Genomic DNA, 25,166 nt, shown 5'->3' with positions numbered 1-25,166 from the left:
CGCCTCTTTTGCCGCGCCAGGGGCCCAAGCGCAATGCCGCCCTGCGCGCGCCGCCCGGGAAATCGCGCCCGGGCACGCCGCCCATTCCCGATTGCGCCCGGCCTGTCAAAGATGCAAGCTGATCCTCCAGACGCGCCGCCCGGGGCCGCGCGCGCAAACAGGGAATGCCGAACCAACCGGCGTCAGGGGATGCGGACATGAACGACACGGCCAGGGAGAACGCCCGCCAAGCGGCGCTCAGCTACCACGAATTTCCCAAGCCTGGCAAGCTCGAGATCCGCGCGACCAAGCCGCTGGCCAACGGGCGGGACCTTGCCCGCGCCTATTCGCCGGGGGTGGCGGAGGCCTGTCTCGAGATCGGCGCGGATGCAGCCAACGCCAGCCGCTACACCGCGCGCGGCAACCTCGTGGGCGTGGTGACCAACGGCACGGCGGTGCTGGGCCTCGGCGACATCGGCGCCCTGGCGAGCAAGCCGGTGATGGAGGGCAAGGCGGTTCTGTTCAAGAAATTCGCCGGCATCGACTGTTTCGACATCGAGTTGAACGAATCCGACCCCGAGCGCCTGGCCGAACTGGTCTGCGCGCTCGAGCCGACCTTCGGCGCGATCAACCTCGAGGACATCAAGGCGCCCGACTGCTTCATCGTCGAGAAGATCTGCCGGGAGCGGATGAAGATTCCCGTGTTCCACGACGACCAGCACGGCACCGCCATCGTGGTGGGCGCCGCAGCCACGAACGCGCTGCATGTCGCGGGCAAGAAATGGGAGGAGATCAAGGTCGTCTCGACCGGGGGCGGCGCGGCCGGGATCGCCTGCCTCAACATGCTGGTGAAGCTCGGCGTGCGGCACAGGAACATCTGGCTGTGCGACATTCACGGGCTGGTCCACGAGGGGCGCGCCGAGGACATGAACCCGCAAAAGGCGGCCTTCGCGCAGGCAAGCGACCTGCGCACGCTCGACGACGTGATCGAGGGCGCGGACCTGTTCCTGGGGCTGTCGGGGCCGGACGTGCTCAGCCCCGAAATGGTGGCGAAGATGGCCGCGCGCCCGATCATCTTCGCGCTGGCCAACCCCACGCCCGAGATCATGCCCGACGCGGCGCGCGCCGTGGCCCCGGAGGCGATCATCGCCACCGGACGCTCGGATTTCCCCAACCAGGTCAACAACGTGCTCTGCTTTCCGTTCATCTTTCGCGGCGCGCTCGACGTCGGCGCGACCGAGATCAACGACGAGATGCAGATCGCCTGCGTCGAGGGGATCGCCGCGCTGGCGCGCGCCACCACCAGCGCCGAGGCCGCCGCCGCCTACCAGGGCGAGGCGCTGACCTTCGGCGCCGACTATCTCATCCCCAAGCCGTTCGATCCGCGCCTGTCCGGCATCGTGTCGACCGCCGTGGCGCGCGCGGCGATGGAGACCGGCGTGGCGACCCGCCCGCGCGCGGATCTGGACGCCTACAAGGCGCGGCTCGACGCGGCGGTGTTCAAGTCCGCGCTGCTCATGCGCCCGGTCTTCGAGGCCGCCAAGAAGGACGCCCGCCGCATCGTCTTCGCCGAGGGCGAGGACGAGCGCGTGCTGCGCGCCGCGCAGGCGATCCTCGAGGAGACGACCGAGCGGCCCATCCTGATCGGGCGCCCCTCGGTGATCGAAACCCGCTGCGAGCGGATGGGCCTCGGCATCCGGCCGGTGCGCGACTTCCAGTTGGTCAATCCCGAGGACGACCCGCGCTACCGCGACTACTGGGGCAGCTATCACCAGATCATGAAGCGCCGCGGCGTGTCACCCGATCTCGCCAAGGCGGTGATGCGCACCAACACCACCGCCATCGGCGCGGTCATGGTTCATCGCGGCGAGGCCGACAGCATGCTCTGCGGCACCTTCGGCGAATATCGCTGGCATCTGAACTACGTCACCCAGGTGCTGAGCGACGGCGACCACCACCCGCATGGCGCGCTTTCCATGATGATCCTCGAGGACGGACCGCTCTTCATCGCGGATACCCATGTGCGCGTCTTCCCTTCCCCCGAGGACCTCGCCGAAACCGCCATCGGCGCCGCGCGCCATGTGCGCCGCTTCGGGATCGAGCCCAAGATCGCCTTCTGCTCGCAATCGCAATTCGGCAACCAGGGCGAGGATTCGGGCAAGCGGCTGCGCGCCGCGATCGCGCTCCTTGACCAGCAGCCGCGCGATTTCTGCTACGAGGGCGAGATGAACATCGACACCGCGCTCGACGCGGAGCTGCGCGCGCGCCTGCTGCCCGACAACCGGATGGACGGGGCCGCGAACGTGCTGATCTTCTCCAACGCCGACGCGGCCTCGGGGGTGCGCAACATCCTCAAGATGAAGGGCGGCGGGCTCGAGGTGGGGCCGATCCTGATGGGCATGGGCAATCGCGCGCATATCGTGTCACCGTCGATCACCGCGCGCGGGCTGCTCAACATGGCGGCCATCGCCGGCACGCCGGTGGCGCATTACGGCTGAGCGGCGCGGGGCGGCGCGGGAACCGAAAGCCCGCCGGCGCATTTCAGCGACGCGGCGCGGGGCGCACGCCTTGCCTCGCCCTGTCCCGCTCCCGTAGAACAGGGTGACAGCAAGCAGGGGAGGCCGTCATGGGCTATGCAGAAATCTACGAAAGCTGGAAATCCGACCCCGAGGCCTTCTGGATGAAGCAGGCCGAGGCGATCGACTGGGACCGCAAGCCGTCGAAGGCGCTGTTCGACGACAACGCGCCGCTTTACGAGTGGTTCGTCGACGGCATGGTGAACACCTGCCACAACGCGGTTGACCGCCACGTAGAGAACGGGCGCGGCGACCAGGTCGCGATCATCCATGACAGCCCGGTGACGAACTCCAAGCAGAAGATCACCTTCGCCGAGTTGCAGACCCGCGTCGCCTCGCTCGCCGGGGCATTGCGCGCGCAGGGCGTGGAAAAGGGCGACCGCGTCATCATCTACATGCCCATGGTGCCCGAGGCGCTCGAAGCGATGCTGGCCTGCGCGCGGCTGGGCGCGATCCATTCGGTCGTCTTCGGCGGCTTCGCCAGCAGTGAACTGGCCGTGCGGATCGACGATTGCGCGCCCAAGGCGATCATCGCCGGGTCCTGCGGGATCGAACCGGCGCGCACGGTTCCCTACAAGCCGCTGCTCGACGGCGCGATCGAACAGGCCCGGCACAAGCCGGACTTCTGCGTGATCCTGCAACGCGAGCAGCAGCCGGCGGAACTGACCGAGGGGCGCGACCTGGACTGGCACAGCTTTCAGGAGGGCGCGCAGCCGGCCGAGTGCGTCCCCGTGGAGGGCAACCACCCGGTCTATATCCTCTATACCTCGGGCACGACCGGCGCGCCCAAGGGCGTGATCCGGCCGACCGCCGGGCATCTGGTCGCGCTCAACTGGACGATGAAGAACATCTACAACGTCGATCCCGGCGACGTGTACTGGGCCGCCTCGGATGTGGGCTGGGTCGTCGGGCACAGCTATATCTGCTACGCGCCGCTCATCCACGGCAACACCACCGTCGTGTTCGAGGGCAAGCCGGTGGGCACGCCGGACGCCGGCACGTTCTGGCGGGTGATTTCCGAGCACAACGTGCGCAGCTTCTTCACCGCCCCCACCGCCATCCGCGCGGTCAAGCGCGAGGATCCCAAGGGCGAAATGCTCAAGAAATACGACCTGTCCTGCCTGCGCGCGCTCTATCTCGCAGGGGAACGCGCCGATCCGGACACCATCGAGTGGGCGCAGAAGGTGCTGGACAAGCCGGTCTACGATCACTGGTGGCAGACCGAAACCGGCTATACCATCGTCGGCAATCCCGCCGGGCTCGAGGCGCTGCCGGTCAGGATCGGATCTCCCACCGTCGCCATGCCGGGCTATGACGTGCAGATCCTCGGCGAGGACGGGACGCCGAAGAAGACGGGCGAACTTGGCGCGATCGCGATCAGGCTGCCCCTGCCCCCCGGCACGCTGCCCTCGCTCTGGAACGCCGAAGACCGCTTCCGCAAGGCCTATCTCGACACCTTTCCGGGGTACTATGAGACCGGCGACGCGGGCCTGATCGACGAGAACGGATATCTCTATATCATGGCGCGCACCGATGACGTGATCAACGTCGCGGGGCATCGGCTCAGCACCGGGCTGATGGAGGAGGTGCTGGCCAGCCACCCGGACGTCGCCGAATGCGCCGTGGTCGGCGTGGCGGACGAACTGAAGGGCCAGTCGCCCCTTGGGCTTATCTGTCTCAGCAAGGGGGTCGAGCGTCCGCATGAGGAAATCACGGCGGAATGCGTGGCTCTCGTGCGCGAACGCATCGGCCCGGTCGCCGCGTTCAAGCGCGCCATCGTGGTGGAGCGCCTGCCCAAGACCCGCTCGGGCAAGATCCTGCGCGCAACGGTCGCGAAGATCGCCGACGGAGAGGAGTTCAGGATGCCCGCCACCATCGACGACCCGGCGATCCTGGACGAAATCAAGGACGCGCTGCACGAACCCGGCCACGCAGGCTGACCACCGCGCATAGAAAGAAGACGGCCCCGAGGGGCCGCCTTCTCCACACACACAAATCTACACACACATCCGCCGTCGGAGGGATCAGTATCTGGCGGCGAATTCGTCTACCTGGCGCTCGGCCTCGTCCTTGGCCACGCCGTAGCGTTCCTGGATCTTGCCGACGAGCTGTTCGCGATTGCCTTCGGCCTGCTGGATCTCGTCATCGGTGAGCTTGCCCCAGTTTTCCTTGGCGGCGCCGGTCATCTGCTTCCAGTTGCCCTTGATCTCGTCCCAATTCATATCGGGTGTCCTTTCGCGTTGCTTCCAGTGTCTTCCCGGCATCCGGGTGGACGGCGCCGGGGGTCTGGTGCTCGAACGCGCTACACGGCGGGCGGTTCCCGAAAAGAATCGTAACAAGGCGATAAAATTTTTGGACCGGCCCGCCTCAGACGAACTGTTCGCGCAGCAGCCTCTCCTCAAGCCCGTGACCGGGATCGAACAGGATGCGGTGCCCGATATCCGGCATGGAGCGCACCTCGACCCAGAGCACGTTCTCGACCGCGCGGCTGTCCGCGACCGCCATCACCGGGCGCTTGTCCGGCTGGGCGACGTCAAAGCGCACCGTCGCGCTTGACCGCACCAGCGCGCCGCGCCAGCGACGGGGGCGGAAGGCGGCGACGGCGGTCAGCGCGAGAACGTCCGACCCGATGGGCAGGATCGGCCCGTGCGCGCTGTAATTATAGGCGGTGGACCCGGCGGGGGTCGACACCAGCGCCCCGTCGCAGACCAGTTCCTCGAGCCGCAGCCGCCCGTCGACGCTGATGCGCAGTTGCGCCGTCTGCGCGCCGCTGCGCAGGAGCGACACCTCGTTGATCGCCAGCGCCCGGTGATGGGCGCCGTCAGCCGATTGCGCCTCCATCACCAGCGGATGAATCACCTCTTCCTCGGCGGCGGCAAGGCGCTCGGGCAGATCGGATTCGCTGTAATCGTTCATCAGGAATCCGACCGTGCCGCGGTTCATCCCGTAAACCGGCGCGTTAAGGCCCTGCGTCCGGTGCAGCGTGTGCAGCATGAACCCGTCCCCGCCCAGCGCGACGATCACGTCGGCCTCCTTTTCGGGGGCGTCGCCAAAGCGCGAGGCGAGCGCCGCCCGCGCGATCTGGGCGGTGGGCGCGTCGCTGGCGACAAAGGCGATTCTGGCCGTCATGACGTTCCCCGTCCCGTCCGATCCCGGTGCGTGCGGGCAAACCGTGGCATGGCCGGGCTGCTCCCACCCATTTTTCCTGCACCAGCCATGCCGCACCTGCAAGAAGATTTGTCGCATTGTCGCCTTACAACCCGCCACCCTTTCCGCTACTCACTCCATCAACCGCAACCTTTCATGGAGGCCATGCATCATGTCCGATTCCGGCTTTTTCACCGAATCCCTCGCCTCGCGCGATCCCGACATCTTCGGGGCCGTCCGGGACGAGCTTGGCCGCCAGCGCGACGAGATCGAGCTGATCGCGTCCGAGAACATCGTCTCGGCCGCCGTGCTCGAGGCGCAGGGCTCGGTGCTGACCAACAAATATGCCGAAGGCTACCCGGGACGGCGCTACTATGGCGGATGCCAGCATGTCGACGTGGTCGAGACCCTCGCCATCGAGCGCGCCAAGAAGCTATTCGGCTGCGGCTTCGCCAACGTGCAGCCCAACTCGGGCAGCCAGGCCAACCAGGGGGTCTATACCGCGCTGCTGAAACCCGGCGACACGATCCTGGGCATGAGCCTCGATGCCGGCGGGCACCTGACCCACGGGGCCAAACCGAACCAGTCGGGCAAGTGGTTCAACGCGGTGCAATACGGCGTGCGGCGGCAGGACAACCTGCTCGATTACGACCAGGTCGAGGCGCTCGCGAAGGAACACCAGCCGAAGATGATCATTGCCGGCGGTTCCGCCATCCCGCGGCAGATCGATTTCGCGCGGATGCGCGAGATCGCCGACAGCGTGGGCGCCTACCTGCTGGTCGACATGGCGCATTTCGCCGGGATCGTGGCCGCGGGCGAGCATCCCTCGCCCTTCCCGCACGCCCATGTGGCGACCACGACAACGCACAAGACCCTGCGCGGTCCGCGCGGCGGCATGATCCTCACCAATGACGAAGACATCGCGAAGAAGGTCAATTCCGCCATCTTCCCCGGCATCCAGGGCGGACCGCTGATGCACGTGATCGCCGGCAAGGCCGTCGCCTTCGGCGAGGCGCTGGAACCCGCGTTCAAGGATTACATCCGCCAAGTGCGCGCCAATGCGGACGCGCTGGCCGATCAGCTCATCAAGGGCGGGCTCGACATCGTTACCGGGGGAACCGACACGCATGTCGTGCTGGTCGACTTGCGCCCCAAGAAGGTGACGGGCAACGTGACCGACGCGGCCCTCGGGCGCGCCCATATCACCTGCAACAAGAACGGCGTGCCGTTCGACCCCGAGAAACCGACCGTGACCAGCGGCATTCGCCTCGGCTCGCCCGCCGGGACGACGCGCGGCTTCAAGGAGGCCGAGTTCCGCCAGATCGCCGACTGGATCACCGAGGTGGTGGACGGCATAGCCGCCAACGGCGCGGACGGCAACGACGCGGTCGAAGCCAAGGTGCGCGGCGAGGTCGCCGAACTCTGCGCGCGTTTCCCGCTCTACCCGGATCTCTGAGGCAGGCGCGGCTCAGACCAGGCCGCGCCAGACGAGGACGCCCACCACCGCGGCCCCCACCAGCATCAGGTTCAAGACGATGCCCCCCGCAATGCCAAGCGCCGCGTCCTTGCGTCGTTCGCGGGGGTCGATGGCCGCGAGGCTGGCGTGCAGGTCGGCGAAGGCGGCCGAAACCTCCTGCGCGTCGATTCGCAGCCGCAGCCGGGGATGATCCATCATCCGCTCCGCGCCGAGCACGACCTGCCCGGCGCGGCGCGCATGTCGGGGCAGACGCCGCCCGGCGCGTCGCAGCCGCGTGCGCAGCCGCTTGCCGCGCACGCCGAGCCGCGCGCGCAGCGCCTCCATCAACGCGTCTACATCCTCTTCGAAACGCTGGCGCTCAATCACGTCCCAATCCCTTCGCGCCGCACCCTACAGCGCGCCACAGCCAGCCTCAATGCGCCACGCCAAGACAGTTCGCGAACAGTCTTGGCAAAACCCGTCAAAGGGTTTTGCGGCCGCCGCCCGGATGGCCTATCACGGCGCCATGTTGAATTTCGTCGAACACGGAACCGCGACCGACCGGCCCGGCCTGCTGATCGCGCATGGCCTCTACGGCTCGGCCCGCAACTGGGGCGTCATCGCGCGACGCCTGTCGGACAGCCGCCGGGTGATCGCGGTGGACATGCGCAACCACGGCGACAGCCCCTGGACCGATGATCACGGCTATCCCGAGATGGCCGCGGACCTCGCCGAGGTAATCGCCGCGCAAGGCGGCGCATGGGACGTGATGGGCCACTCGATGGGCGGCAAGGCGGCGATGGCGCTTGCGCTTTCGCAACCGGAGGCGGTCAACCGCCTGATCGTCGCCGATATCGCCCCCGTCACCTACGAGCACAGCCAGGCGCGTTATGTCGAGGCGCTCAAATCGGTCGATCTGACGGGGGTCGAGAAACGTTCGGACGCCGCCGCCCGCCTTGAAGGGCTGATCGACGACCCCGCGCTGATCCCGTTCTTCCTGCAATCGCTGGACGTGAACGCGGGGCGCTGGCGGCTCAACCTCGACACGCTCGGCGCGGCGATGCCGCAGATCATGGGTTTTCCGCAAATCGACGCCACATATGAGCGCCCCACGCTGTTCCTGACGGGCGGGAAATCGGACTATGTTCGCCCCGGCCACCGAGATGAAATCAAACGTCTGTTCCCCAAGGCGCGGTTCGTCAAGCTGCCGGAGGCCGGCCATTGGCTTCACGCCGAGGCGCCGCGCGCGTTCGAGCAGACGGTGCGCGCCTGGCTCGACCGGGCGTAAAGCGCGCCGTCACTCGCTCAGCGCGGCGCGGGCGTCGGCGAAACCCTCCATCGACAGGGGAATGTCGTATTCGACGTCGGGAATACCGACGAATTGCACTTCGACCTCGTCCGCTGCGCCCAGCGCGTCCATCTGCGCGGCATTGAGCAGCGCCTGGGACCGGCAATGGGTCCGCTCGCAATAGAGGAAACGGGCGGTCACCATCGGTTCGGGATCGCCTTCGACCTCATCGTCGATCAGCCTCAGCTTCACACCCTCCTGCAACAGCAGCCCGAGTGGCGTCTGGATCACCATCCAGAAGCCCTCTTCCATGCCTGTCTGACCGATCCCGGTCTGGATCAGGGGGCGAACCGTGCCGTCCTCTTCCCGACGGGTCACCTGCGTGCGCATTTCGCACTGCCGATCGCGGCGCTCCGCGTTTTCCTCGGTCTCGACGGGCACGATGCAATCGACCTGCCAGTCGCCGAATGTCTCGGTCGTATGAGTGGGGTTCTCCTGCTCTTCCGCGGGCTTGTCCTGCGCCGCCGCGAGGCCGGGCCAGGCCAGCGCCGCGCAGAGCGTGGGAACAAGAATCGTTTTCGCGCTCGGAAACATGTGCGGTTCTCTCTCTTTTCGCTCGATGACGCGGGGCGCCGGCCTGGCGCGCGCCGCCTTGGCGTGCATGAAACCGGAACGTCGGCCCCGAGGCAACCGGATTGACGACATTCGGCGCCCCGGCGCCGTCAGCGCCGGCGCATCAGCTCCACCAGCGTGCAGCGCGGGGTGTCGGCGCGCAGCACGCGCCGGGCGGTTTCCACCCAGTCATCGGCGTTAAAGGGCGGCAGGAACGCGTCCGCGCCCTCCACCTCTACATCGACCTCGGTGATGAGCAGCCGGTCGGCAATTGGAAACATCTCCTCGAAGATACCCGCGCCGCCGATCCCGTAGAGCCGCAGATGCCCCTGACCGGCGGCATGGTCGAGCGCCCCGCGCACGCTGGGGAACCGCGCCGCGCCTTCGATGTGATGCGAGGACACAACGATGTTGAGCCGGTTCTTCAGCGGGCGATAGGGCAGGCTCTCCCACGTCTTGCGGCCCATGATGATCGCGCCGCCCGTGGTTTCGCGCTGGAAGAAGGCAAGATCCTCGGGCGCGCGCCAGGGGATGCCGCCATCCTTGCCGATGGCGCCGTTGCGGTCGCGCGCGACGATCAGCGACAGCATCAGACCGCCACCGGGGCGCGGATCGCGGGGGCGGGATCATAGCCGGTGAATTCGAAGTCCTCGTAGCGGAAATCGAAGATCGAGCCGACCTGCCGGGTGATGCGCAGCTGCGGCAGCGGGCGGGGCGTGCGGGCAAGCTGGGTTTCGACCTGGTCGAGATGATTGGAATAGATATGCGCATCCCCCATCGTGTGGATGAAATCGCCCGGCGCGTAGCCCGTCACATGCGCCAGCATGTGCAGCAACAGCGCGTAGGAGGCGATGTTGAACGGCACTCCGAGGAACATGTCGGCCGAGCGCTGGTAGAGTTGCAGATGCAGCTTGCCCCCCGCCACGCGGACCTGCCACATCGTGTGGCAGGGCGGCAGCGCCATCTCGGGCACGTCGCCGGGATTCCAGGCAGACACCACCATGCGGCGGCTGTCGGGGCTGGTACGGATGAGTTCCACGAGCTCCGCGACCTGGTCGATGTAGCGCGCGCGAAAGACCGGCGCGCCGTCCACCTCGCCCACCGCCGCGCCAAGCGCCGGAAAGGCCCGCCACTGCGCGCCGTAGACAGGGCCGAGATCGCCCTCTTCGTCGGCCCATTCGTCCCAGATCGAGACGCCGTTCTCCTTGAGGTAGCGGATGTTGGTGTCGCCCGACAGAAACCACAGCAATTCATGCACGATCGAGCGCAAGTGCAGCTTCTTCGTGGTCACCAGCGGGAAACCGTCGGCCATCGGATAGCGGCTCTGCATGCCGAAATGGCTGATCGTGCCGGTACCGGTGCGGTCGGATGAGCGCACCCCCTCGGCCAGCACCGTCCTCAACGCCTCGTGATACTGCCGCACGTCGCCCCCCTGTTCCGCGGTCCAGAGTTAGCGCCGCAGAGGCGCGATCACAAGGTCGTTCGCACAAGCCCCGAGGGTGGACGGCGCGCCATTTACGTCTAGGATCGACCGGGAGACCCGACAGGAAAGGCCAGACGATGAAAATCCGTTACCTGCACACGATGGTGCGCGTGAAAGACCTCGACGCCTCGATCGCCTTCTACAACCTGCTGGGGCTGAAGGAGGTCCGGCGCATGGAGAACGAGGGCGGGCGGTTCACGCTGGTGTTCCTCGCGCCCGAGGGGCAGGAGGAATGCCCGGTCGAGCTGACGTGGAACTGGGACGGCGACGACGCGCTGCCCGACGACAGCCGCCATTTCGGGCATCTCGCCTACTCGGTCGGCGACATCTACGAGATGTGCCAGCATCTGATGGATAACGGCGTGACGATCAACCGCCCGCCGCGCGACGGGCACATGGCCTTTGTGCGCAGCCCCGACAATATCTCGATCGAGCTGTTGCAGGAGGGCGACGCCCTGCCGCCGCAGGAACCCTGGGCGTCGATGGAGAATACCGGCCATTGGTGAGGCTCGCCTGCCTCCTGGCGCTGCTCTGGACAGGGGCGGCGCAGGCGGCGGGGTGTCGTCTTGCGCTGGCGCTCGCGCTCGACGTGTCGGCGTCGGTCGACGCGGACGAATATGACCTGCAACGGCTGGGACTGGCCGCGGCGCTCGATTCGCCGCAGGTGCGCGCGGCTATCCTGCGCGGCGCGCCCGGACAGGTAGCGCTCGCGGTTTATGAGTGGAGCGGGCATCACCAGCAGAAGCTGCATCTCGACTGGACGATGCTGACTGGCGAGGCGGCGATAGACCGGGCGGTCGCGTTGCTGGCGGCGATGGCGCGCAGCCATGACGATTTCCCGACCAGCGTGGGACAGGCCCTGGGCTATGGCGCGACGCTGCTGGAACGAGGGCCGGACTGCGCGCGCCGCGTGATCGACCTCTCCGGCGACGGGGTCAACAATTACGGCTTCCGCCCGGCCAACGCCTACCGGCATTTTCCCTTCACCGAAGTGGTGGTGAACGGGCTGGTGATCCTCGGCGACGACCCCGAGGTGCTGCGCTTCTACCAAAGCGAGGTGCTGCACGGGACGGGCGCGTTCCTCGTGACGGCGGACGGGTTCGCCGATTTCCGCGCCGCCATGACGCGCAAGCTTTTGCGCGAGATCGGAGAGGTGGCGGTGGGCGCGGCGCCAGCCGCGCGGCGCTGGCCGCGCGGGTGAGGGGCGCGCTCTTTCTGTGCGCGGCGCTCTGGGCCGCGGGTCCGGCGCAGCCCGCCTGCCGGCTGGCGCTCGCGCTCGGCCTCGATGTATCGGGCTCGGTCGATGCGCGGGAATACCGGTTGCAGCTCGACGGGGTCGCGGCGGCGCTTGACGACGCCGGGGTGCGCGCCGCGCTCCTGGCGGTTCCGGACGCGCATGTATGGCTGGCGGTCTACCAGTGGGGCGGTCCAGAGCAGCAGCGCGTGCTGGTGCACTGGACCGCGATCAACTCCCCCGCAGACGCGCAGGGCGTCGCGGATGCGCTTCGCGCCAGCGGGCATCGCTTCCCCGATCGCGGCACGGCCATCGGCTCTGCGATGATCTTCGGCGCCGCCCTGCTCGCGCGGCGTCCCGATTGCTGGCGGCGCGTGCTCGACATTTCGGGCGACGGGCCGTCGAACGCGGGGCCGCGCCCGGGCGACCTGCCCCGTGGCGACGGACCGACGATCAACGCGCTGGTCATAGGCCCGCTTGGCCGGGACAATACCGACAAGAACCTGAGCGGCGCGCGCACGCTAGAATACCATTACCGCATGCAGGTGATCCGCGGCCCCGGCGCGTTCATAGAGACGGCGCCGGATTTCGACGGCTTCCGGCGCGCGATGAGGCGCAAGCTCTTGCGCGAGGCGGAACTGCCCGCGCTCTCGAGGCGGCGCGATCAGTAGATATAGCGGATCTGGTCGGCCCAGTATCGCTCCACCCGCCGCAGCGCGGTGGCGATCCGGTCGATCCCGTCGGCGCCCAGCACGCCGCGCTGCTGGAGTCCCTCGGCGTGCCGCTCGAACAGCGCCGCGATGATGTCGCGGATGCCCCGTCCCTTCTGCGTGAGCCGCACCCGGACCGAGCGGCGGTCGATCTCGCAGCGCTGATGGTGCATGTAGCCCATCTCGACCAGCTTCTTGAGGTTGTAGCTGACGTTGCTGCCCTGGTAGTAGCCGCGCGATTTCAGCTCACCCGCCGTCACCTCGTTATCGCCGATGTTGAACAGCAAGAGCGCCTGCACCGCGTTGATCTCGAGCACGCCGACGCGCTCGAACTCGTCCTTGATGACGTCGAGCAGCAGCCGGTGCAGCCGTTCCACCAGCGCCAGAGCGTCCAGATAGCCGGCCATGAAACCATGAGTCCCCTCTGCTGCCGTAGGGGTATTGTGCAAATCCATTTCCTTCTCCATGCGAACCCGCCTGGAGAGACCCTGTGCGATAATGTCGAAGAATCGGTTAAAGCCCGACGCAAGCGCATAAAATGCGCCCTATTTAGCCGCCCTCGCCGCGCCCCCGTGCAGCGCCACATCGCGGATCACGTCCGCGAATCGCGCGGGTGGGGCCGCCTGGCCCGACACCCATTGATAGAGGTCCTGGTCGTTCTCCTCGAGCAGCGCCTCGTAGGCATCGAGCTCCGCCGGCCCCAGCAGCGCCAGCCGCGCCTCGGCGAAGCGCGACAGCAGGATATCCATCTCCTTGATCCCGCGGCGCATCGACCGCATGGTCAGCCGCCGCAGCCGGACCTCGCGCGTTTCAGGCAACGTGGGGCTCGCGCATCACGGACTGAAGCTCTTTCTCGACGCGGTTCAGCCGCTCCGAGGCCAGGCGCATCTGCACGCTGATCTCGCGCACTTCGCCCAGCAGCACCGACGCCTCGCGCGACAGCGTCATGTCGTCCGGGTCGCCCGGCCCCTCGCCCTGCCCGGTCAACAGCCAGCTCAGCGAGACATTGAGCAGCCCGGCCATCATCGACAGCCGGTTGGCGCGCGGTTCGGAGAAATCGTTTTCCCAGTCTTCAAGCGTCTTCTTCTTGACGCCAAGCCGCTTGGCCAGTTCCGTCTGGCTCATCCCGGCCTGGTCGCGGGCGCCTGCAAGGCGATCCCCGAATGTCGTCGCATCGGGATCGTACCAGCCTTCGAGCGTCTGCGCAGTCATATATCTTCCTTTCCGGTGATCATGCTTGATCCATCAATCCGCGCAACCTAAGACATGCGGGCCGATCATTCAAACCGGAGGCCGCCATGAATGCCCTTTCCGCGACACTATCGCGCGTCAAACCCTCGCCGACCATCGCCGTCAGCACCAAGGCGCGCGAGCTGAAGGCGGCGGGGCGCGACGTCATCGGGCTCGGCGCCGGGGAGCCGGATTTCGACACCCCCGCCAACATCGCCGCCGCCGGGATCAAGGCGATCCAGGAGGGCAAGACCCGCTATACCGCGCCGGACGGAATCCCCGAGTTGAAACAGGCGATCTGCGACAAGCTCAGGCGCGACAACGCGCTCGACTACGCGCCGGCGCAGGTCAGCGTCGGCACCGGGGGCAAGCAGATCCTCTACAACGCCCTTATGGCCACGCTGAACCCCGGCGACGAGGTGGTGATTCCCGCGCCCTACTGGGTCAGCTATCCCGACATGGTGCTGCTGGCGGGCGGTGAGCCGATTATCGCCGAAGCGTCGATGCAGACCGGTTACAAGCTGACCGCCGACCAGCTCGAGGCGGCGATCACGCCCAAGACCAAGTGGTTCATCTTCAACTCGCCCTCCAACCCCACCGGGGCGGGCTACAGCCGCGATGAGCTGAAGGCGCTGACCGACGTGCTGCTGCGTCATCCCCATGTCCTGGTGATGACCGACGACATGTACGAGAAGCTCACCTTCGGCGATTTCGAATTCTGCACCCCCGCCGAGGTCGAACCGAAACTCTACGACCGCACGCTGACCTGCAACGGCGTCTCCAAGGCCTATGCGATGACCGGCTGGCGGATCGGCTATGCCGCCGGGCCCGAATGGCTGATCGGCGCGATGCGCAAGATCCAGAGTCAGAGCACCTCGAACCCCTGCACGATCAGCCAGTGGGCGGCTGTCGAGGCGCTGAACGGCACGCAGGATTTCATACCCGAGAACAACGCCATTTTCGAACGCCGCCGCGATCTCGTGGTCGAGATGCTGAACGACGCGCCGGGCGTTCAGTGCCCCATGCCCGAGGGCGCGTTCTATGTCTATCCCTCCATCGCGGGGCTGATCGGCAAGACGTCGAAGGGCGGCGCGAAGATCACCGATGACGAGGCCTTCGCCACCGCGCTTTTGGAAGAGGCCGGCGTCGCCGTGGTCTTCGGCGCGGCCTTCGGACTGTCGCCGAACTTCCGCGTCAGCTACGCCACCTCGGACGACGCGCTCAAGGAGGCGTGCCGCCGGATACAGGATTTCTGCAAAGGGCTTACATGACGGCGGACCGGATCACCGCGAACCTGCCCAGCCGAGACTTCGACGTGACCGAGGCGTTCTACGCGACGCTCGGGTTTCGCCGGCAGTATCGCGATGACGGCTGGATGATCCTTGATCGGAACGGGATGAGCGTCGAATTCTTCGCCCACCCCGAGCTCGACCCGCGCGAAAGCTGGCATTCCGCCTGCCTGCGGCGCGCGGATATCGACACGCTGCACGCCGAGTGGCTGGCCGTCGGCATCGCGACCGAAGGCGCCGCACTGCCCCGCATCGGGGCCGAAACGCTGGACCTGGGCGACGGCGCGCCGCGCATGTTCACCCTGCTTGATCCCGACGGGTCGCTTTGGCGCATACTCGAGGATGGAGAGGGCGGATGAGCGCGGAACTGCCCGACTACTATTTTCGCGTGCGCGAAAACGGCGCCTTCGTCTACCGCGTGGACACCGAGAACCGGCAGCGGCGCATCGACATGGACCAGATCGCCGTGGTCAACATCCGCAACGGCCAGATCAAGCCGCATGGCGATCGCGAACTGTCCGAACACGAACTCGAGGTCATCCGCGACTGGATGGCCGAACGGCTCGAATTGCAGGAATACCGCGACATCGACGACATTCACCGCGCGGTCGACTATCTCAACACCACGGCGCATTGGGCGCAGAGCCGCGCGACCGACGACCAGCTCGAACAGGTGACCGACGCGCTCTTGTTGGCGATGCACGACCTGCGCACCGTGCTGGTGCGCAAGAAGGCCGACCGGATACTGCGGAACCGCGGCGAGGACTGAGCGCGCGCAAGGCTTTTCGAGAAGCGTTGCCTCACTCCTGCACAGCGGCATATCTGCGGAGCCAGCCGCGGAAGCGCAGCAGCATGAAGCCGGCGGCAAGCGCCAGCCCGACCGACAGCCCCAGCCAGATGCCGACGCCGCCGAACCCGAGCGGGAAGCCCAGCACGTAGCTCACCGGGATGCCGATCCCCCAGTAGCTGAACGCGGCGATTATCATTGGCGCGCGCGTATCCTGCACTCCGCGCAGCAGGCCCAGCGCCATGATCTGTCCGGCGTCGAACAACTGGAACACTGCCGCCGCGGCAAGCAGCGCGACGCCGATGGCGATGACGCCCGCGCGATCCGGCTCGTTCGGGCTCATGAAGGCGCCGATCAGCGGCTCGGGCAGCGCGAAGAAGACGAGCATCGTCGCCAACGCCACCAGCAGCGACATGAGGATCGAACTGCGGGCAATATCCCCCAGCGCGCCCGCGTCGGCCCGCCCGAACGCCTGCCCGGCGCGCACCGTCGCCGCGTTCGACAGGCCCAGATGCACCATGAACGCGATCGAGGCGATCTGCATGGCGATCCCGTGCGCCGCCAATTGCAGCGTCCCGAGCCAGCCCATCATGATCGACGTCGCCGCGAACAGCCCCACCTCGGCAAGATTGGTCAGCCCGATCGGCCACCCCAGGCGGAACACCGCGCCGAGCGCCTCCCAGTCGGGGCGCCAGACGCGGGCGAACATCGCGTGTTCGGGCAGCACGAGCGCGACATAGACGCCAAGCCCCAGCATCGACGCGGTCGTGACGGTCGCGGAGGCCCAGGCCGCGCCGCGGATGCCCATCTCGGGAAAGCCGAAATTGCCGAAGATCAGCGCATAGTTCACCACCACGTTCAACGCGACGGCCGCCAGCGTCACCCAGAGCACCACCTGCGTGCGCTCGAGCGCGGCAAGGCAGGATTTCAGCACCATCACCAGCAGCGCCGGGATGACGACGAACCCCACGATGTCGAGGTACTGCCCCGCCATCACCGATATTTCCGGATCCTGTCCCGCGGCGCGAAAAAGCGTCTCGGATCCGAGCGCGACAGGCAGCATCGCGAGCCCGAAGAGAATCGACGCCCAGCAGCCCATGCGCGTGACGCGGCGCACCTGCGTCTCCTCGCCCGCCGCCTCCGCCGAGGCCACCATCGGCATCACCGCGAAGGCGAATCCCGATCCCATGATGAACATCGCGAAGAACAGCGTCCCGCCCAGCACCTCGGCGGCGAGCGCCTCGACACTGTACCAGCCCAGCATCATCGCGTCCGTCAGCGTGATCGCGAACTGCGCAAGGTGACTGCCAATCAGCGGCAACCCTAGCGCCAGAAGACGGCGAACGTGGTGAAAGATGGAAACCTTTGCCTGCATCACCCACCCCTATGCCGGCGCGTCGCGCCGGGCAAGACGCCGATTGCCCGCCCGCGGCGCCGCGCGCGCCTGTTGCGCGGCCCCGCGCGTTGCACTAGGACGCGATGAAACCGGGGCGGACCAGATGGGACAGGACATGACCGCGATACCCCTGATCACCTCGCTGCCGCCGGTGTTCTCGCGCCAAAACCCGGACGGCGCCGAGATCGGCCCCGACTGGCTGGAGACCTGCGTGACGTCCTGGCTGCGCGCGGGGTTCCGCCCGATCACCGTCAACTCCGCGCGCGAGGACATGCCCGAGTTCGCGCTCTTGCCCGAGTTCGACCAGGTCAAGACGCAGCGCGACGGGTTTGACGCCTTCGGCAAACGCTACGTGCCGCTATGGGACATGCTGGCGCGCGCGACCGAGGGCGTCGACGGGCCGGTCGGCATCGTCAATTCCGATATCGCCCTCGAACTGGACCAGGACGCGAAGGACAGGATCGCGACGCTCCGGCCCGGCGCCTGCATCGTCTGCAACAGGATCGACGTGGCCGACACCACGATGACCGGCGGCGCGGTCTATGGCTCGGGGTTCGATTTCTTCGTCTTCCACGCTTCGGATCTGCGGGCGATGCCGGAAAACGGGATGTATTTCGGGCTGCCCTGGTGGGATCACTTCCTGCCGGTCAGCATCCTGGGCCGCGGCGCGCAGCGCCTCTCCGGAGAGGGGATCGACGCCTATCACCTCAGCCACGGCGGCCGCTGGAAACGGCGGCTTTGGCGCAGCCTCGGGCATCGTTTCATCGAGGACATCCGCGCGCAGGGCGACGCCATCGACGCCGCCTATCTCTCGGCGCTCGGGCAGATCGTCGGACGGCGCGCGGCGCGCAGGGCCCGGTTTCTGCCGGGGGGCTTGCGCAAGGACGACTTCTACGCGCTTTCCGATCTCAACATCGACTACGTGGACCGGGCGCTGCCCTAGCGCGCGGATCGTGGTCGCAGAGCGCGCCCGCTGGAGTCCGTCCGGCTCAGTGGGTCCAGATGTCGCGCCGGCTGGTGGCGAAATTCTCGCCATAGCCGCCGGGGCGGATGTTGTGCTTGCGCGGCTTGGGCTCCTGAACCACGGCGTCGATTCCGTGCAGTTCGGCGTATTCGAGCGCCGCCTCCTTGGTCGGAAAGCGCATCCGCACCTGCGCCTGCATGTCCGAGGACGAGGTCCAGCCCATCAGCGGATCGATCCTGCGCGGCGTGTCGTTGACGAATTCCAGCACCCAGTCGCGGGTCTTGGCGGTCCCCGAGGTCATCGCGTTGCGGGCGGGTCGATAGATGCGGGCGGTCATGGCAAGGCTCCTGTCACTCCGGCGGTTATCCCAAATTCGCCAACCGTGGGCAAGGGATCATATGCCGCGGCTCCAGGGGGTTTTCCCGCGCTCGCCCCTTGCATCCGCCGCCCCGCCAAGGTCAGCTATGCTGAAGCGACGATCCTTGAAATGAAGAAAGGCTGAACCATTGGCGATCAAGCTCGACATGCTGCGCTGCTTCCGCGCCACCGCCGAGGCCGGCAGCCTCGCCGGGGCGGCCGAGGCGCTGGGGCGCACGCCGTCGGCGGTGTCGATGATGCTGCGCCAGTTCGAGGACCACATCGGCGCGCCGCTGTTCGAAAGCGCGCGCAAGGCGCAGCTCACGCCTCTCGGCGCGCAGATCGCCGAGCAGGCGCAGCGCGAGCTGGGCCATTTCGACCGCACCATCGCCACGATCGAGGCGCTGGCGCGCGCCGAGGAGGGGCATGTGCGCCTGTCGGTCACGCCCTCGGTCGCGCAGACGCTCATGCCCGCGGTGCTGCGCCGCTTCATGCAGAACCGCCCGCGCGTGCGCGTCGAGATGCACGACACCGACAGCGAAGGGGTCGAACGCGCCCTGCGCCGGGGTGACGCCGATATCGGCATGGCCACCCTGCCGCCGCTGCGCGGGTTCGAGCGCGAATTGATCCTCTCGGACGCCTACGGCGTCGTCTGCCCCGCCGATCACCCGCTGACCCGCGATTGGCAGCGCCTCGGCTGGGCCGACCTGGAAGGCACGGATTTCATCGTCAACGGCCTCTGCCGGCATATTCATGACCCGGGCTTTCAGCCGGTGTTGGAACGCGCGCGCCTCACGGTGCGCAACACCGCCTCGATCCTGAGCCTCGTGCGCGCCGGGGCGGGCGTCACGCTTTTGCCGGAACGCGCCGTGCTGCCGGGGTTCGACGACCTCGCCTTCCTGCCGCTGGCCGACACCGGACTGCGGCGCGAGGTCTGGATGCTGAGCGCGCGGGACTCGCGACTCACCCCGGCGGCGATGGCGCTGGCCGAGGCGATCCGCACGGCGCGGCAGACGCCCGGTGCCTGAATTTCAGCAAAACTGAATTTCATTTCACTAAGTTTCGTTTGCCTCAAATCAACCCGCGCTGATACAACCCTCCCGTTCGCTCACCCCCGCCGGAAGGATTGCCGCATGTCCCAGCTTCACAAGAATTACATCGCCGGAGAGTGGACCGCCGGCGCGGGCGAGGTCGAGAACCGCAACCCCTCGGACCTGAGCGATCTCATCGGCACATATGCCCAGGCCAGCGGCGACCAGCTTGACCAGGCGCTTGCCGCCGCGCGGCGCGCCCAAGGCGAATGGGCCGCCTACGGGATGGAGCGCAAGCAGGCCGTGCTGAACGCCATCGGCCATGAATTGATGGCCCGCGCCGAGGAGCTTGGCGCGCTGCTGAGCCGCGAAGAGGGCAAGCCGCTCGCCGAAGGCAAGGGCGAAATCTATCGCGCCGGGCAGTTCTTCACCTACTACGCCGCCGAATGCCTTCGCCAGCTGGGCGAGAACGCGGATTCGGTGCGCCCTGGCGTGGAGATTGACGTTCGCCGCGAACCCGTCGGCGTGGTGGCCGTCATCAGCCCGTGGAATTTTCCCACCGCGACCGCAAGCTGGAAGATCGCCCCGGCGCTGGCCTATGGCAACGCGGTGATCTGGAAGCCCGCCAACGTGACCCCCGCCTCGGCCGTCGCGCTGACGGAAATCATAAGCCGCCAGGACATACCCGCCGGCCTCTTCAACCTCGTGATGGGCGCGGGGCGCGACGTCGGCCAGAAACTGGTCGAAAGCTCGCAGGTCGATGCGATCTCCTTTACCGGGTCCGTCCCCGTGGGCCGTGGCATCGCGCAAGCGGCGATCGGCAACTTCACCCGCGTGCAGATGGAGATGGGCAGCAAGAACGCGCTCGCCGTGATGGACGACGGCGATCTCGACCTCGCGGTGAGCGTGGCGCTTGGCGGCGCGTTCGGCGGGACGGGGCAGAAATGCACCGCGTCCTCGCGGCTGATCGTGCATGAGGCGGTGCATGACGCCTTCGTCGAGAAGCTGGTCAAGGGCGCGGAGGCGATGAAGGTCGGCCACGCGCTCGCCGAGGGCACGCAGATCGGCCCGGTGGTGAGCGAAACCCAGTTGAACGAGAACCTGCAATACGCCGATCTCGGCAAGTCCGAGGGCGCCGAGCTCGCTTGCGGCGGCGTGCGGGTCGAGCGGGAAACCGAAGGGTACTACATGACGCCGGGCGTGTTTCTCAACACCACCAACGACATGCGCATCAACCGCGAGGAAATGTTCGCGCCGCTGGCCGCCGTCATCAAGGTCGCCAGCTATGACGAGGCGCTGGCGACCGTCAACGACACCAATTTCGGCCTGACCTCGGGCATCGTCACCCGCTCCCTCGCGCGCGCCACGCATTTCCGCCGCAACGCCCGCACCGGGGTGGTGACGGTGAACCTGCCCACCGCCGGCACCGATTACCACGTCCCCTTCGGCGGGCGCGGCGACAGCTCCCATGGGCCGCGCGAACAGGGGCAGACGGCGCGCGAATTCTACACCGTGGTGAAAACCGCCTATATCGCGGCGGGCGATCCGGCATGACCTACCGCATCGACTGCCTGCAATACGCCAACTGGTCCGAAAAGATCTTCCGCCAGATGCGCGAAGGCAACGTCGATGCGGTCCACGTCACCATCGCCTACCACGAGAATTTCCGCGAAACCGTGCTCAACGTGGAGCAATGGAACCTCTGGTTCGAACAATATCCCGACCTCATCATGAAGGGCCGGTGGGCGAGCGATGTGGCAGAGGCGCATGAGACCGGGCGCACGGCCATCTTCTTCGGCTTCCAGAACCCCAGCCCGATCGAGGACGATATCGGCCTCGTCGAAGTGCTGCACGACCTCGGCGCGCGGTTCATGCAACTCAGCTACAACAACCAGTCGCTGCTGGCGACGGGATGTTACGAGGCCGAGGATCCCGGCATCACCCGCATGGGCAAGCAGGTCATCAAGGAGATGAACCGCGTCGGCCTGGTGGTGGACATGAGCCATTCGGCCGATCGCTCCACGATAGAAGCGGCGGATCTCAGCGAGCGGCCGGTCACCATCACCCACGCCAACCTGCACACGTGGCAACCCGCCCTGCGCAACAAGCGCGACGACGTGGTGCGCGCGGTGGTGGAGAATGGCGGCATGATGGGGTTCTCCATGTATCCCCATCACCTCAAGGGCAAATCCGACTGCACGCTCGGCGATTTCTGCGCCATGATCGCCACCGCCGCCGAACGCTTTGGGGCAGAGCATTTCGGCATCGGCTCCGACCTCTGCCAGGACCAGCCCGATTCGGTCGTGGAATGGATGCGCGTGGGGCGCTGGTCGAAGGAAATCGACTATGGCGAAGGCTCGGCCAGCGCGCCGGGCTTCCCGGCGCAGCCCGACTGGTTCCGCGACAACCGCGATTTCGGCAAGATCGAAGAGGGGCTGCGCGCCGTCGGCTTTGACGACGCAGAGGTGGCGGGCCTGATGGGGGACAACTGGCATCGCTTCTGGGAGGCGAATTTCCGGCCCGCCGGAGCGAGCTGACAGAACGACGCCGACGCCAGGGGGAGGACCGGCAGATGCAGAACGAAGCCCGAGAGACGCCGCCCGTCGCCCCGCGCCCGCCCGACACCGTGATGACACTCGCCCGGATGGGGTCGTTCCACCAGTGCCGCCTGTCTTTCATGCGTCAGCTCCTGCGTCGGCTCAAGGCCGAGAACTGGCGCTTCGAAGTGACGCTGTTCGACATCGATGCAGGCGGCGTGGGCCGCGCGGTCTACACGATGCACGGCCCCGCGCACAGTTACAGCCTCGTGGCCTTCGCCCATGACCTGCCGCCCGAGATGCGCTCGGACCGGGTGATCGCCACCCGCTGGGATGCGACATTCACTCTTTTCGACGGCATCCCCGGCGCCGACGATCTCGAGCGGCTCGCGCGGAACGTGCCCTTGCAGGAGGCGGGGCGCGTCTCGGAACGCGAATTGTCGCTGAGCCGCGCCAACCGCTCCGTGCGGCTCTGGGAACACGTGGTCGCGGCGCTCGCGGCGGGCGAACAGCCCGACGCGGAAAAGGTGCGCGACGTGGGCTACCTCATGCGCACCACAGCCGTCTACGGCTCGGGCAAGTTCGGCGCGGCCGACCGCGAGGCGACCTGCGAGCGTGCTGAGTTCGCCGCCCCCTTCCAGGTCGAGATGCTGAACGTCTTTCTCATCCGCGCCTTCGTGATGGACCTGGTCGAGCACATGGCGCGGATGCGCAGCCCCGACACGGCCGTGCCGCTCGAACCGGCCCTGCGCCGCCGCTTCGGCATCGGCAATTCCACCGGGCTGGGCATGGCGCCCTTCCTGCTCACGCATCCCGCGCTTCTGCATTCCTGGATCGCTGCGCGCGAAACCGCGCTGGCGCGCGTGCGCAGCCTGCCGACCGCCACGCGCGCGGCGGGCGACACGTTTCGCCAGTTCGTCATGCGCGCGCGCGCCCACGCCACCGAATGGGACAGCGCGCATCCCGTGCAGATCAGGAAGCTCACCGAGCTGCGCGGCGATCTCGAAACGCTCTCGACGCATCTCAAGGGCGCGGATCTCACCTCGGACATGCCGTGGAACCGGCTCTGGCTCTGGGCCGAGGGCGCGCTCGGGCTCGAGGGGCAGGAACAGCTGGCGTCGCTGATGCTGGAGTCCTACGGCGACCTGATCGACGATCTCGGCCCCGGCATGGCGGTGGACGAGGCGGCGCATTGGCGCATCGATGGCGCGATGGAGACCGGGCGGCTGGCCGAGATCACGCGCGAGGTCTATGGCTGGGCGCTCGGCATCGACTGGGCCGACCCCGAAGCGCAGGCGCGCGTCTGGTATGTCTCCGAGGCCAAGCTCGAGCCCCGCCTCGGCGAACGCCACGCCGAGCCGATCGCACCCTTTGAGCAACCGCTCTGCCCGGGGCGGGACGCGGCGCGGATGTATGCCGACCTCATCCATTCGGACGCGCGCACGGTCGCCGGGTTCGCGCTGCGCCACCCGCAGCACCGCCACATGATCCGCCGCGCCCAGATCGCCGCCCGCCTGCCCTATGCCGAGATCCGCGACAACACCATCGGCGCGGGCCTGCTGCCCATCGACATGCTGCGCGCCAAGCTCAGCTTCTTCGGGGCCTGCCATTTCGACCCGCGCTCGGATCGCTGGGTGCGGATCAACATGTATCAGCACGCGCCCTTCCCGGCTGATTTGACCGATGACGACGCGGATGACTGGACCTACCCACGCGTGGACGTCGCGCCATGAGCTGGTCGATGAGCGAGATCGACGGGCTGGCGCGCAAGGCGGCGCGCGGCGCGGGCTTCGACTGGGGCATGGCCGAAGAGGCGGGCCGCGCCGTGCGCTGGCTGGCGAGCGTCGGCCTCCCCGGCCCCGAGGCGCTCGCGCTGCGCCTGGGGATCGGCCCGCTCGCCGCGCTCTACGTCGACGGGGCGGAGTGGCGCGCGGGCGCCGGCGCGCTCTGCCCGCTGACCGCCGGCGCCGCGCTCTGCGACCGCGCGCACGAAGTGGTCGAGGGGTCGGGCATGGTGCTGCGCGGGGTGGTGCAGCCGCTGCTGCTCGCGCCCTTCGTCGCCGGGATCGCGGCGCAGACGGGCGCGCCCGTGCGGCTCGGCTGGGCGGGCGCGGCTTTTGCCTTCTCGGACCAGGCGCGGGGCCGCGTCGAGGGCGCCGCTGCGCTCGCGGTGGACGTGACGGTCGGCGCGGGCCAGGGCGGTGAGCTGCCGCCGCTCGCCTGCGCGCTGCGCTACGACGTCCCGCCAGAGACGGCGGCCGCGCTCACCGCGCTCGCCCAGCGGACCTACGCCCCGGAAACCGACGCGCGCCGCATCGCGGGCGCGGGCGCGGGGCTGTCGGACAACGACTGAAACGCAATGCGCCCCGCAGGCCGCGGGCGCCTCCGGCGGGGATATTTCCGTGCAAGAAGAAGGAAGGACCGGGTTACCCGACCTCGCGCAGCCGTGCGACGTAGCGGGCCATCATGTCGATCTCGAGGTTGACGGCGTCGCCGACGGAGATGTCGCCCCAGGTCGTCACCTCCTGCGTATGCGGGATGATGTTGACGCCGAACTCGCGCCCTTCCACCTCGTTCACGGTGAGCGATGTCCCGTTAAGCGCGACCGATCCCTTCGGCGCGATGAACCGCGCGAGCGGCGCGGGCGCGCGCAGGGAGACGCGGGCGCTGTCGCCTTCGCCGCCGAGCGCGATCACCTCGGCGACGCCATCCACATGGCCCGACACGATATGCCCGCCAAGCTCGTCCCCGACCTTCAGCGCGCGTTCGAGGTTGACGCGACGCCCCTCGCGCCAGCGGTCCAGGTTGGTCTTCGACACGGTCTCGGCGGAAATCTCGACCTCGAACCAGTCCGGGCCCAGCGCCACCGCCGTGAGGCACACCCCGTCACAGGCGATGGAGGCGCCGATATCGATGGTCGACGTGTCATAGCCGCAGCCGATGCGCGCGCGCAGATCGCCATGCTGCTCAAGAGCGCGCAATTCGCCCTGGTCGGTGATGATTCCGGTGAACATGTCCTCGCCCCCTTGCCGGCCGTCCCCGCCAAGTAACCCGCCCTGCTTGCCCAAGACAAGCCGCGGGTCTTACTTT

General features: G+C 67.7%; 28 protein-coding genes. 16 read left to right on the top strand and 12 right to left on the bottom strand.

Features of this window, described 5'->3' with window-relative positions; all coding sequences use genetic code 11:
* The first annotated feature begins 197 nt into the window (after positions 1-197).
* Positions 198-2,477 (top strand): NADP-dependent malic enzyme, encoded by a 2,280-nt coding sequence (locus tag D6850_RS03210; RefSeq protein ID WP_206019191.1) that lies wholly within the window; start codon positions 198-200, stop codon positions 2,475-2,477.
* Between the two features lie 128 nt (positions 2,478-2,605).
* Complete coding sequence (locus tag D6850_RS03205) at positions 2,606-4,495, top strand: propionyl-CoA synthetase (protein WP_121163710.1); 1,890 nt, start codon at positions 2,606-2,608, stop codon at positions 4,493-4,495.
* 84 nt (positions 4,496-4,579) lie between these two features.
* On the opposite strand, the gene D6850_RS03200 is transcribed toward D6850_RS03205, so the two are convergent.
* Together D6850_RS03200 and D6850_RS03195 are read right to left on the bottom strand one after the other, a co-directional pair.
* The gene (locus tag D6850_RS03200) at positions 4,580-4,777 is read right to left on the bottom strand and encodes a CsbD family protein (RefSeq protein WP_121163708.1); all 198 of its coding nucleotides are present in this window, start codon (positions 4,775-4,777) and stop codon (positions 4,580-4,582) included.
* A gap of 145 nt (positions 4,778-4,922) precedes the next feature.
* A complete protein-coding gene (locus D6850_RS03195) occupies positions 4,923-5,684 on the bottom strand; it encodes an NAD kinase (RefSeq protein WP_121163706.1) in 762 nt (253 codons plus the stop codon).
* A gap of 190 nt (positions 5,685-5,874) precedes the next feature.
* Here D6850_RS03195 and glyA point away from each other — a divergent pair, with 190 nt between their 5' ends.
* On the top strand, positions 5,875-7,158 hold the full coding sequence (gene glyA, locus D6850_RS03190; RefSeq protein WP_121163704.1) for a serine hydroxymethyltransferase: 1,284 nt from the start codon (positions 5,875-5,877) through the stop codon (positions 7,156-7,158).
* A gap of 12 nt (positions 7,159-7,170) precedes the next feature.
* Here glyA and D6850_RS03185 read toward each other — a convergent pair whose 3' ends face one another.
* Positions 7,171-7,545, bottom strand: coding sequence for a hypothetical protein (locus D6850_RS03185; RefSeq protein ID WP_245964079.1), 375 nt, complete (start codon positions 7,543-7,545; stop codon positions 7,171-7,173).
* Between the two features lie 139 nt (positions 7,546-7,684).
* Between D6850_RS03185 and D6850_RS03180 the strand changes: the two genes are divergently transcribed.
* Positions 7,685-8,446 (top strand): alpha/beta fold hydrolase, encoded by a 762-nt coding sequence (locus tag D6850_RS03180; protein ID WP_121165056.1) that lies wholly within the window; start codon positions 7,685-7,687, stop codon positions 8,444-8,446.
* A 9-nt stretch (positions 8,447-8,455) separates the two neighbouring features.
* Here D6850_RS03180 and D6850_RS03175 read toward each other — a convergent pair whose 3' ends face one another.
* The 3 genes from D6850_RS03175 to D6850_RS03165 all read right to left on the bottom strand — a co-directional run bounded on the left by D6850_RS03175 (position 8,456) and on the right by D6850_RS03165 (position 10,481).
* Positions 8,456-9,040 carry an invasion associated locus B family protein gene (locus tag D6850_RS03175; protein WP_166433974.1) on the bottom strand — a complete coding sequence of 195 codons (585 nt, stop codon included), beginning with the start codon at positions 9,038-9,040 and terminating at the stop codon, positions 8,456-8,458.
* Positions 9,041-9,168: 128 nt separating this feature from the next.
* Complete coding sequence (locus D6850_RS03170; protein WP_121163698.1) at positions 9,169-9,648, bottom strand: dihydrofolate reductase; 480 nt, start codon at positions 9,646-9,648, stop codon at positions 9,169-9,171.
* Positions 9,648-10,481, bottom strand: coding sequence for a thymidylate synthase (locus tag D6850_RS03165; RefSeq protein WP_121163696.1), 834 nt, complete (start codon positions 10,479-10,481; stop codon positions 9,648-9,650). The genes D6850_RS03170 and D6850_RS03165 overlap by 1 nt, the downstream gene beginning before the upstream one ends.
* A 137-nt stretch (positions 10,482-10,618) precedes the next feature.
* Between D6850_RS03165 and D6850_RS03160 the strand changes: the two genes are divergently transcribed.
* From D6850_RS03160 to D6850_RS03150, 3 genes are read left to right on the top strand one after another with little or no spacing between them, the layout of a single operon-like run.
* Positions 10,619-11,047, top strand: a complete 429-nt coding sequence (locus tag D6850_RS03160; protein WP_121163694.1) for a VOC family protein — start codon at positions 10,619-10,621, stop codon at positions 11,045-11,047.
* The gene (locus D6850_RS03155) at positions 11,044-11,742 is read left to right on the top strand and encodes a DUF1194 domain-containing protein (protein ID WP_245964078.1); all 699 of its coding nucleotides are present in this window, start codon (positions 11,044-11,046) and stop codon (positions 11,740-11,742) included. Before D6850_RS03160 ends, D6850_RS03155 begins: the two co-directional genes overlap by 4 nt.
* Positions 11,739-12,446: a DUF1194 domain-containing protein gene (locus tag D6850_RS03150; RefSeq protein ID WP_121163690.1), complete on the top strand. Its 708-nt coding sequence runs from the start codon at positions 11,739-11,741 to the stop codon at positions 12,444-12,446. Before D6850_RS03155 ends, D6850_RS03150 begins: the two co-directional genes overlap by 4 nt.
* On the opposite strand, the gene D6850_RS03145 is transcribed toward D6850_RS03150, so the two are convergent.
* From D6850_RS03145 to D6850_RS03135, 3 genes are all read right to left on the bottom strand, one after another.
* The gene (locus tag D6850_RS03145; protein WP_206019190.1) at positions 12,440-12,892 is read right to left on the bottom strand and encodes a MarR family winged helix-turn-helix transcriptional regulator; all 453 of its coding nucleotides are present in this window, start codon (positions 12,890-12,892) and stop codon (positions 12,440-12,442) included. The genes D6850_RS03150 and D6850_RS03145 overlap by 7 nt on opposite strands.
* A 138-nt stretch (positions 12,893-13,030) precedes the next feature.
* Positions 13,031-13,303 (bottom strand): succinate dehydrogenase assembly factor 2, encoded by a 273-nt coding sequence (locus D6850_RS03140; protein ID WP_121163686.1) that lies wholly within the window; start codon positions 13,301-13,303, stop codon positions 13,031-13,033.
* On the bottom strand, positions 13,296-13,697 hold the full coding sequence (locus D6850_RS03135; RefSeq protein WP_121163684.1) for a helix-turn-helix domain-containing protein: 402 nt from the start codon (positions 13,695-13,697) through the stop codon (positions 13,296-13,298). The genes D6850_RS03140 and D6850_RS03135 overlap by 8 nt, the downstream gene beginning before the upstream one ends.
* 86 nt (positions 13,698-13,783) lie before the next feature.
* Here D6850_RS03135 and D6850_RS03130 point away from each other — a divergent pair, with 86 nt between their 5' ends.
* From D6850_RS03130 to D6850_RS03120, 3 genes are read left to right on the top strand one after another with little or no spacing between them, the layout of a single operon-like run.
* A complete protein-coding gene (locus D6850_RS03130) occupies positions 13,784-14,986 on the top strand; it encodes a pyridoxal phosphate-dependent aminotransferase (protein ID WP_121163682.1) in 1,203 nt (400 codons plus the stop codon).
* Entirely contained in the window at positions 14,983-15,363 is a 381-nt protein-coding gene (locus D6850_RS03125) for a VOC family protein (protein WP_121163680.1), read from the top strand. Before D6850_RS03130 ends, D6850_RS03125 begins: the two co-directional genes overlap by 4 nt.
* Positions 15,360-15,773, top strand: coding sequence for a hypothetical protein (locus D6850_RS03120; protein WP_121163678.1), 414 nt, complete (start codon positions 15,360-15,362; stop codon positions 15,771-15,773). Before D6850_RS03125 ends, D6850_RS03120 begins: the two co-directional genes overlap by 4 nt.
* Positions 15,774-15,804: 31 nt before the next feature.
* Here D6850_RS03120 and D6850_RS03115 read toward each other — a convergent pair whose 3' ends face one another.
* Positions 15,805-17,166, bottom strand: coding sequence for an MATE family efflux transporter (locus tag D6850_RS03115; protein WP_121163677.1), 1,362 nt, complete (start codon positions 17,164-17,166; stop codon positions 15,805-15,807).
* Positions 17,167-17,302: 136 nt separating this feature from the next.
* On the opposite strand from D6850_RS03115, the gene D6850_RS03110 reads away from it, so the two are divergent.
* Entirely contained in the window at positions 17,303-18,130 is an 828-nt protein-coding gene (locus tag D6850_RS03110) for a hypothetical protein (RefSeq protein WP_147438845.1), read from the top strand.
* Positions 18,131-18,176: 46 nt separating this feature from the next.
* On the opposite strand, the gene D6850_RS03105 is transcribed toward D6850_RS03110, so the two are convergent.
* On the bottom strand, positions 18,177-18,488 hold the full coding sequence (locus D6850_RS03105; RefSeq protein WP_121163673.1) for an ETC complex I subunit: 312 nt from the start codon (positions 18,486-18,488) through the stop codon (positions 18,177-18,179).
* Between the two features lie 169 nt (positions 18,489-18,657).
* Here D6850_RS03105 and D6850_RS03100 point away from each other — a divergent pair, with 169 nt between their 5' ends.
* The 5 genes from D6850_RS03100 to D6850_RS03080 all read left to right on the top strand — a co-directional run bounded on the left by D6850_RS03100 (position 18,658) and on the right by D6850_RS03080 (position 24,429).
* The gene (locus D6850_RS03100) at positions 18,658-19,536 is read left to right on the top strand and encodes a LysR family transcriptional regulator (RefSeq protein WP_121163671.1); all 879 of its coding nucleotides are present in this window, start codon (positions 18,658-18,660) and stop codon (positions 19,534-19,536) included.
* Positions 19,537-19,641: 105 nt separating this feature from the next.
* Complete coding sequence (locus D6850_RS03095; RefSeq protein ID WP_121163669.1) at positions 19,642-21,093, top strand: aldehyde dehydrogenase family protein; 1,452 nt, start codon at positions 19,642-19,644, stop codon at positions 21,091-21,093.
* On the top strand, positions 21,090-22,076 hold the full coding sequence (locus D6850_RS03090; RefSeq protein WP_121163667.1) for a membrane dipeptidase: 987 nt from the start codon (positions 21,090-21,092) through the stop codon (positions 22,074-22,076). Before D6850_RS03095 ends, D6850_RS03090 begins: the two co-directional genes overlap by 4 nt.
* Positions 22,077-22,111: 35 nt before the next feature.
* On the top strand, positions 22,112-23,809 hold the full coding sequence (locus D6850_RS03085) for a hypothetical protein (RefSeq protein ID WP_121163665.1): 1,698 nt from the start codon (positions 22,112-22,114) through the stop codon (positions 23,807-23,809).
* On the top strand, positions 23,806-24,429 hold the full coding sequence (locus tag D6850_RS03080) for a DUF3726 domain-containing protein (protein ID WP_121163663.1): 624 nt from the start codon (positions 23,806-23,808) through the stop codon (positions 24,427-24,429). Before D6850_RS03085 ends, D6850_RS03080 begins: the two co-directional genes overlap by 4 nt.
* Positions 24,430-24,502: 73 nt before the next feature.
* Here D6850_RS03080 and D6850_RS03075 read toward each other — a convergent pair whose 3' ends face one another.
* Positions 24,503-25,090, bottom strand: coding sequence for a riboflavin synthase (locus D6850_RS03075; RefSeq protein WP_121163661.1), 588 nt, complete (start codon positions 25,088-25,090; stop codon positions 24,503-24,505).
* Positions 25,091-25,166: the final 76 nt, after the last annotated feature.

The sequence above is a fragment of the Roseovarius spongiae genome, from assembly GCF_003651245.1.
In the GTDB taxonomy this organism is placed as follows: Bacteria; Pseudomonadota; Alphaproteobacteria; order Rhodobacterales; family Rhodobacteraceae; genus Roseovarius; species Roseovarius spongiae.
The sequence above is the reverse complement of the archived record's forward strand: the minus strand, read 5'-3'. Positions and strand labels throughout refer to the sequence as shown.